This is a genomic window from Leptothoe sp. PORK10 BA2 (assembly GCF_034932105.1).
Classification (GTDB): domain Bacteria; phylum Cyanobacteriota; class Cyanobacteriia; order Phormidesmidales; family Phormidesmidaceae; genus Leptothoe.
Genome location: NZ_JAYGIG010000189.1, coordinates 1 through 5867, shown reverse-complemented (window position 1 = coordinate 5867; position 5867 = coordinate 1). Strand labels below are relative to the sequence as shown.

Below are 5867 nucleotides of genomic sequence, written 5' to 3'. Positions count from 1 at the left end.
TTGTTGGGACTAGATTGGCGTTCATATTCCAACTCTAGTCCTATTTCCTGCTTGATGCTCTACAACCTCCAACTGACAATACTTCAGCCCCTTTACTGATGGCCGAGGAACACCGGTTACGCCCTTACCCAAACCATCTTGAAAAATCTGTTGTCACAAGGTTCCGAATAATTCCCCCTGCCCCGCAAACCATAATGCCCTAAACCCATATTCTGTAGGAATAATACCCACCCCACCCTACGGCTGCTGCGTCGCAATCCCCAACCGCACCCCATCAATCGTCCGAATCCGATCCATTGCCGCCACCACCTGCCCATGGGGCGTCGCCGCATCTGCCCGCACCGTCACCATGGTCGACTGCCCCGGCGGCACCAACGCCTGCACCTCGTCATATAGCGCCTCTAACACCACCGGCTGCTGCCCCAAAAACAAATCCCCCTCCGCCGTAATCGTCAACGTCAGCGATGCCTCCTGACTCTCTGACGTCGTTGCCGTCGGTAAATTAACCGGCAACCCTTCATCACGGGTGAGGTATAGGGTAGACAGAATAAAAAATGCTAGTACCGCAAACACCACATCGATCATCGGCACGATGTTAATGGTCAAGCGAGATTCTTCTTCGGGGGGTAATTGCATGGGAGAAGGGGAAGGGACGTTGGTTGGGGGAGACCCACCCCGTTGCCCCTCCCAGGAGGGGATAGGTATGGGCTTGCGTTGAGAAGGATAGTGGAATTTGATTGATAGCGAGGCGGGTGACCCACCCCGTTGCCCCTCCCAGGAGGGGATAGGTATGGGCTTGCGTTGATAGAACGATAGTACGAACGAGGAACTATGTCCTCTAGATGAAACAATTTTCCATCATCCCCTCCTCGGAGGGGTGCCCAACGGGCGGGGTGGGTTAACCGATAGGGCCATAGTCCGAAACCCCCTCCCAACGGGCAGGGTAGGTTAGCCGATAGCGCCATAGCCCGAACATTGCAACATTACCGGACTCGACCCCAAGGTTAGCCCCCGCCGCTGTGGGCGCACTGGCTGCTTGCCCACAAACTCTAAAGACCTCGTCAACAAGATCGTAGCCAATACCAGATTTAACTCCATCTGCGCCAATGCCGACCCCACACATCGCCTGACTCCATTGCCAAACGGAATAAACTCATAGGGAGAATAGGTCTTCTCCAAAAACCGATCTGGGTTAAATTCTTGAGGATGTTGATAAACTTCTGGATGCTGATGGATTAGGTAAATGCATCCCATCAAATAGGTGCCCGCTGCAATGGGATGGCCCTGTAACTCGAAATCCTGGTCTGCCTGTCGGGGAAACGTGAGCATCGCCACCGGATAAATCCGTAGGGTTTCATTACATACTGCATTTAAATAGGGCAGTCGAGTCATCGCTAATGGATCGCTGGCATCGCAGCTTTTGAGTTCCTCCATTAGCCGTTGGTAAATGTCTGGCCGGGAATAGATCCAATACAAGGCCCAGGTCAGGGCCGTTGCTGTTGTCTCATGGCCCGCCACCAGCAACGTCATCAGTTCGTCCCGCAGGGATACATCATCCAATCCTTCTCCCTGGTCATCCCGAGCCGCTAGTAATAGGGACAGCACATCGGTGCGGTGGCTGTTGTCCTGGGTGCGCCGCTCCCGAATTTCGTCGTAGATGATGCGATCGCATTCCCCAGAAACCTGCTGTACCCGATGCCCCGGACTCCAAGTACCCAAATCCTTTTGCAAAAAAGGAAAGAAAAGCAGCAGTGAAGCCAACGGACTCGACACCATATCCAACCGCTGGGTCAGGGAAACTTGCAGTTGTTCGTAGCGCTCCCCCTGAGCCAACCCAAACACCGCCTGCAAAATCACCCGCATGGTAATGGTCTGCATCGACTGCCGCGCCACAAACGACACCCCTGGCTGCCAGGTCGCCGCGACCTCCTTAGTAATATTACAAATCAACTCCCCATAAACCTTCAGCCGTTCCCCATGGAAGGGTGGCATCACCAGTTTGCGATGGCGACGGTGGTCCGCCCCACTCAGCAAAATCAAAGAACGACTCCCCAGCAAGGGCTCCACAATTCGGTTCGGTTCCCCCGGTGCCGATAGCTCAGGAGTACTGTCGTGGGTCAAAATGTACTGCAACGCCTCCGGATGATTAACAAACACAAAGGAATCATCACTCAACGGAGAGATCGGTGCTGTAAAAAAGTCGCCATACCGCCGTCGGTTGGTTTCCATATAGCCAATGGGGTTGAGGGCCCACTGCATGGTTTGGATGGCTCTAGGTGTCGTCGAACCCTGGATAGTAGACATAAGTTTGGGCCTTAGAGGTCAATAGTTTTTATCAGTACTGCATTGCCATGGGGCCGCCTGGGTTAAATCAGCATTTGACCTGCAAAAGATAGGGTAATTTGCCAGAGAATATATTGGCCCCCTATCAGTAAGGGCTTCAGCTTGGATGTTGTACAATCATTAACCTTATGATTTTTGCCCTATTCAAACTCGTTCCCAGACAATGACAGCCCTAAGCGTTAATCTTAATAAAATTGCCCTGCTCCGCAACTCTCGCACCCTAGGTATCCCCAGTGTAGTCAAAGCGGGTGAAACCTGTATTCAAGCGGGGGCCTATGGCTTGACGGTCCATCCCCGACCCGATGAACGCCACATCCGCCGCCACGATGTCTATGATCTAGCCAAGTTATTAAAGGACTATCCCACCATTGAGTTTAATATCGAGGGCAATCCCCTAGAAGCGGGGTTTATGGAAATTGTGCGGGATGTGAAACCCAACCAGGTTACCCTGGTCCCCGACGATCCAAAGCAATTTACCTCTGACCATGGTTGGGACATGGCTAAACAAGGTGAAGTCCTGAAGCCCATTATCCAAGAACTCCAAGATCTGGGGGCCAGGGTCAGTTTATTTATGGACCCAGACCCCGAGCAGATTCGTTTGATCAAAGCCTTGGGAGTGATGGAGGGGCCAACGGAAACCCGCATTGAGCTATACACCGAACCCTATGCGACGGCATCCCGTGGGGGCGACCCGGATGAACTAGAGACCCAGCATACGAACTATGCGGTGGCTGCCAGGGTGGCTAAGGACTGCGGCCTGGGGATCAATGCAGGCCATGATTTGAATCTGGAGAATCTACCCCAGTTTTTGCGCATTCCCAATATTTTAGAAGTGTCCATTGGCCATGCCCTGACGGCGGATGCGTTAATCATGGGTCTGGGACCGGCGGTAAAGGCTTACTTGGATGTGATTGCCACCGCTAATCAGCAACACCCATAGACCAAACATGCCCAGGCCCATCGATTAAAAATTCTCCTATTTCTGATCATTTCACTGGGTTCTCATGGACCATCCTTCATCCGTTTCCTGACATTTCACGGAGTCCCCCATGGACCATCCTTCATCTGTTTCCCGTCATTTTAAAGGGTCCCCCATGGACCATCCTTCATCCGTTTTCCCGTCATTTTAAAGGGTCCCCCATGGACAATCCTTCATCCGTTTCCCGTCATTTTAAAGGGTCCCCCATGGACCATCCTTCATCTGTTTCCCGTCATTTTAAAGGGTCCCCTTATGGATAATCCTGCTGTTTCGCGTCACTTCACGGGCACCCCTTGGGAACCCAAGGTGGGCTATTGCCGAGCCATCCGAGTGGGGAATCAAATTTTCATTTCAGGCACAGCCCCGGTGGATGACGCAGGCAATACCGTTGCCCCTGGGGATGGCTATAGACAGGCCCAACGCTGTTTTCAGATTATTCGACAAACCTTACAGGCCATGGGGGCCGATCTGTCCAACATTGTGCGATCGCGCATGTATGTCACGGACATTAGCCGCTGGGAAGAATATGGCCAAGCTCACCAGGAGGCCATGGGGGCCTATCCTCCAGCGACGGCGATGGTGGAGGTGAAGGCCCTGATCGACCCGGATATGCTGATCGAGATCGAAGTCGATGCCCTGCTGTTTTGACTGTTCATTTGACTTTTCAGCTGTTCACAGCCCAGCAGCAAAGGCCCGTTCAGCAAACCACACCATGCCCATCAGCACCATCAGGACCGAAATTCCATTGCGTAAAATTAATTCTCCTGGTTGTTTCTGTAAAAAACGCAGGCCATAGAATACCAGCAACACAATGGTAATTTGTCCCAACTCCACCCCCAGGTTAAAGCTCCCTAGGGACAGCAGCAGATTGTCCTGGCTTTGGCTGAGGTCGCGCAAAATGTTGGCAAACCCTAAACCATGAATCAGGCCAAAGCCAAAGGTGAGCCAGAGGCGATGGCGGATCTCTTTGCGCCATAGGTTCTCGGCAGCAACATAGACAATCGATAGGGCAATAATGCTCTCCACCAGTGGGGTAGGCAAGGTGACAATATTGAGCACTGCGAGGGTCAGGGTGACGGAATGGGCAATGGTAAAGGCGGTAACAATTTTCAGTAGTTGGGATAGGTTACCCCCTGGCAAGAGCAAGGCGACTAAAAACAGGATGTGATCATAGCCGGTAAATATGTGTTTCACTCCCAGTTGTAGGAAACTGAAAAACTGTTGCTGCCAGGGCAATGTGTCGGCTATTTCTATAAGGTTGTTTTCTGGTGTAAAGACAATATTGCGAGTCCGGTCGCCTTGGGTAATGGTAGCTAGGCATTGGGCCTGCTCCAGATCCGGGGAAAATAGGTTGTAACGGATAGATAGCCGTTGGATTGGCTGGGGCCACTGATACTGTAATAAAAAGGTGCTGTGGGTAGCCCGATCTTTGGTTTGGGGGGTGAGGGCTGGAGTGACGGTGAACAGTTCGGGTGGGTTGGTCTGATGGGTTAAGACAATATTTTCACTCAAATGTTGTTCTAACTGGTCAGCATGTTTGGCTAGCTCTAATGAGGATAGGGTTTGATCGTTATTATCGTCGGCAAAGGCTAGCACTGTGGTGGGAACAGTGAGGGTGATATCGACTGCTGTGTCGGCGACGGTGATATCGGCTACGGCTAGGTCGGCCCAGTGGGCGGTGGCGGGTGCGATCGCAACATGGCCAATCCACACAGTAACAAACAGACCAAAGAGACTTACTTGTAAAAAGCGAACAAGATGTTTCATGAGACTCTCCTAATTAGAATTAAAACGACTGACTTGACTGCAGTTATTTAATTGTCGTTATTCACGAAAGTCGATGCCCCATCCCCCTTTGGCACGAGAAACGAAGTGGATAAACCGTTACGCGTCAGTCCCCAAATCTGCTGGTCCCGCTGACCAAACGTGGGATCCACGGCCAGGGCAGCTTCAAAATACTGACCCGCCGCAGATTCATTACCCAACTGTTGTTCCACCAGGCCAGCCCGATAAAAAATCACCGCATTCCGAGTACCCTGCCCAATCGCCGTTTGCAAGCTCTCCTTAGCCTCTTGCCAACGCCCTAGCCGCATCAATGTCCAGGCATAGGTGTCTAAGGTTTCAGCATCCTGGCGGACATTTACGTCGGCTGCCATTAGCCCCAGGGCTTCGGATAAATCAGCCTGATCCCCTCGGGCGAGTAACAGCTGCGCTAGGGCCCGGCGATGACCAAAGGTATCTAAATCCTGGTGCTGTCTAAATTGTGTTTCAGCTTGTTGCCAAAGTCGCTCAGCCTCTGGGCGATCACCTCGAAGATTCGCCACTTGGGCCATCCCCTGCAGGGCCACATGGTCCCACACATGAGGATAATCTTGGGAGGTAAAGACCTGGGAGTAAAGCTTATTAGCTGAACGATAGGGGTGCATCTCACTTTTGCGATGAGTATTATTACTCATTTTGCTAAGAAAGTGAGGATACCGTCGAAAATTGCCCATTCAAATAGGCACAACGGTGTCGTAACACTTGAGGTATATTCTTCGCCTCC

Annotated in this window: 6 protein-coding genes; 2 read left to right on the top strand and 4 right to left on the bottom strand. The window is 52.0% G+C overall.

The annotated features are described in order from the left end of the window. Positions 1-237: 237 nt before the first annotated feature. The gene (locus tag VB741_RS25900) at positions 238-636 is read right to left on the bottom strand and encodes an ExbD/TolR family protein (protein ID WP_323368117.1); all 399 of its coding nucleotides are present in this window, start codon (positions 634-636) and stop codon (positions 238-240) included. 312 nt (positions 637-948) lie between these two features. Further along, a complete protein-coding gene (locus VB741_RS25895; RefSeq protein WP_323368116.1) occupies positions 949-2304 on the bottom strand; it encodes a cytochrome P450 in 1356 nt (451 codons plus the stop codon). 202 nt (positions 2305-2506) lie between these two features. Here VB741_RS25895 and VB741_RS25890 point away from each other — a divergent pair, with 202 nt between their 5' ends. After that, a complete protein-coding gene (locus VB741_RS25890; protein WP_323368115.1) occupies positions 2507-3283 on the top strand; it encodes a pyridoxine 5'-phosphate synthase in 777 nt (258 codons plus the stop codon). Positions 3284-3574: 291 nt separating this feature from the next. Beyond that, positions 3575-3970 (top strand): RidA family protein, encoded by a 396-nt coding sequence (locus VB741_RS25885; RefSeq protein ID WP_323368114.1) that lies wholly within the window; start codon positions 3575-3577, stop codon positions 3968-3970. Positions 3971-3994: 24 nt separating this feature from the next. On the opposite strand, the gene VB741_RS25880 is transcribed toward VB741_RS25885, so the two are convergent. After that, positions 3995-5089, bottom strand: a complete 1095-nt coding sequence (locus VB741_RS25880; protein WP_323368113.1) for a HupE/UreJ family protein — start codon at positions 5087-5089, stop codon at positions 3995-3997. A 47-nt stretch (positions 5090-5136) separates the two neighbouring features. Beyond that, entirely contained in the window at positions 5137-5778 is a 642-nt protein-coding gene (locus VB741_RS25875; RefSeq protein WP_323368112.1) for a tetratricopeptide repeat protein, read from the bottom strand. Positions 5779-5867 lie beyond the last annotated feature (89 nt).

Coding starts and splice junctions, on each gene's coding strand:
- VB741_RS25885 (WP_323368114.1), top strand. CDS start 3,575: ATGGATAATCCTGCTGTTTCGCGTCACTTCACGGGCACCCCTTGGGAA.
- VB741_RS25890 (WP_323368115.1), top strand. CDS start 2,507: ATGACAGCCCTAAGCGTTAATCTTAATAAAATTGCCCTGCTCCGCAAC.
- VB741_RS25880 (WP_323368113.1), bottom strand. CDS start 5,089: ATGAAACATCTTGTTCGCTTTTTACAAGTAAGTCTCTTTGGTCTGTTT.
- VB741_RS25875 (WP_323368112.1), bottom strand. CDS start 5,778: ATGAGTAATAATACTCATCGCAAAAGTGAGATGCACCCCTATCGTTCA.
- VB741_RS25900 (WP_323368117.1), bottom strand. CDS start 636: ATGCAATTACCCCCCGAAGAAGAATCTCGCTTGACCATTAACATCGTG.
- VB741_RS25895 (WP_323368116.1), bottom strand. CDS start 2,304: ATGTCTACTATCCAGGGTTCGACGACACCTAGAGCCATCCAAACCATG.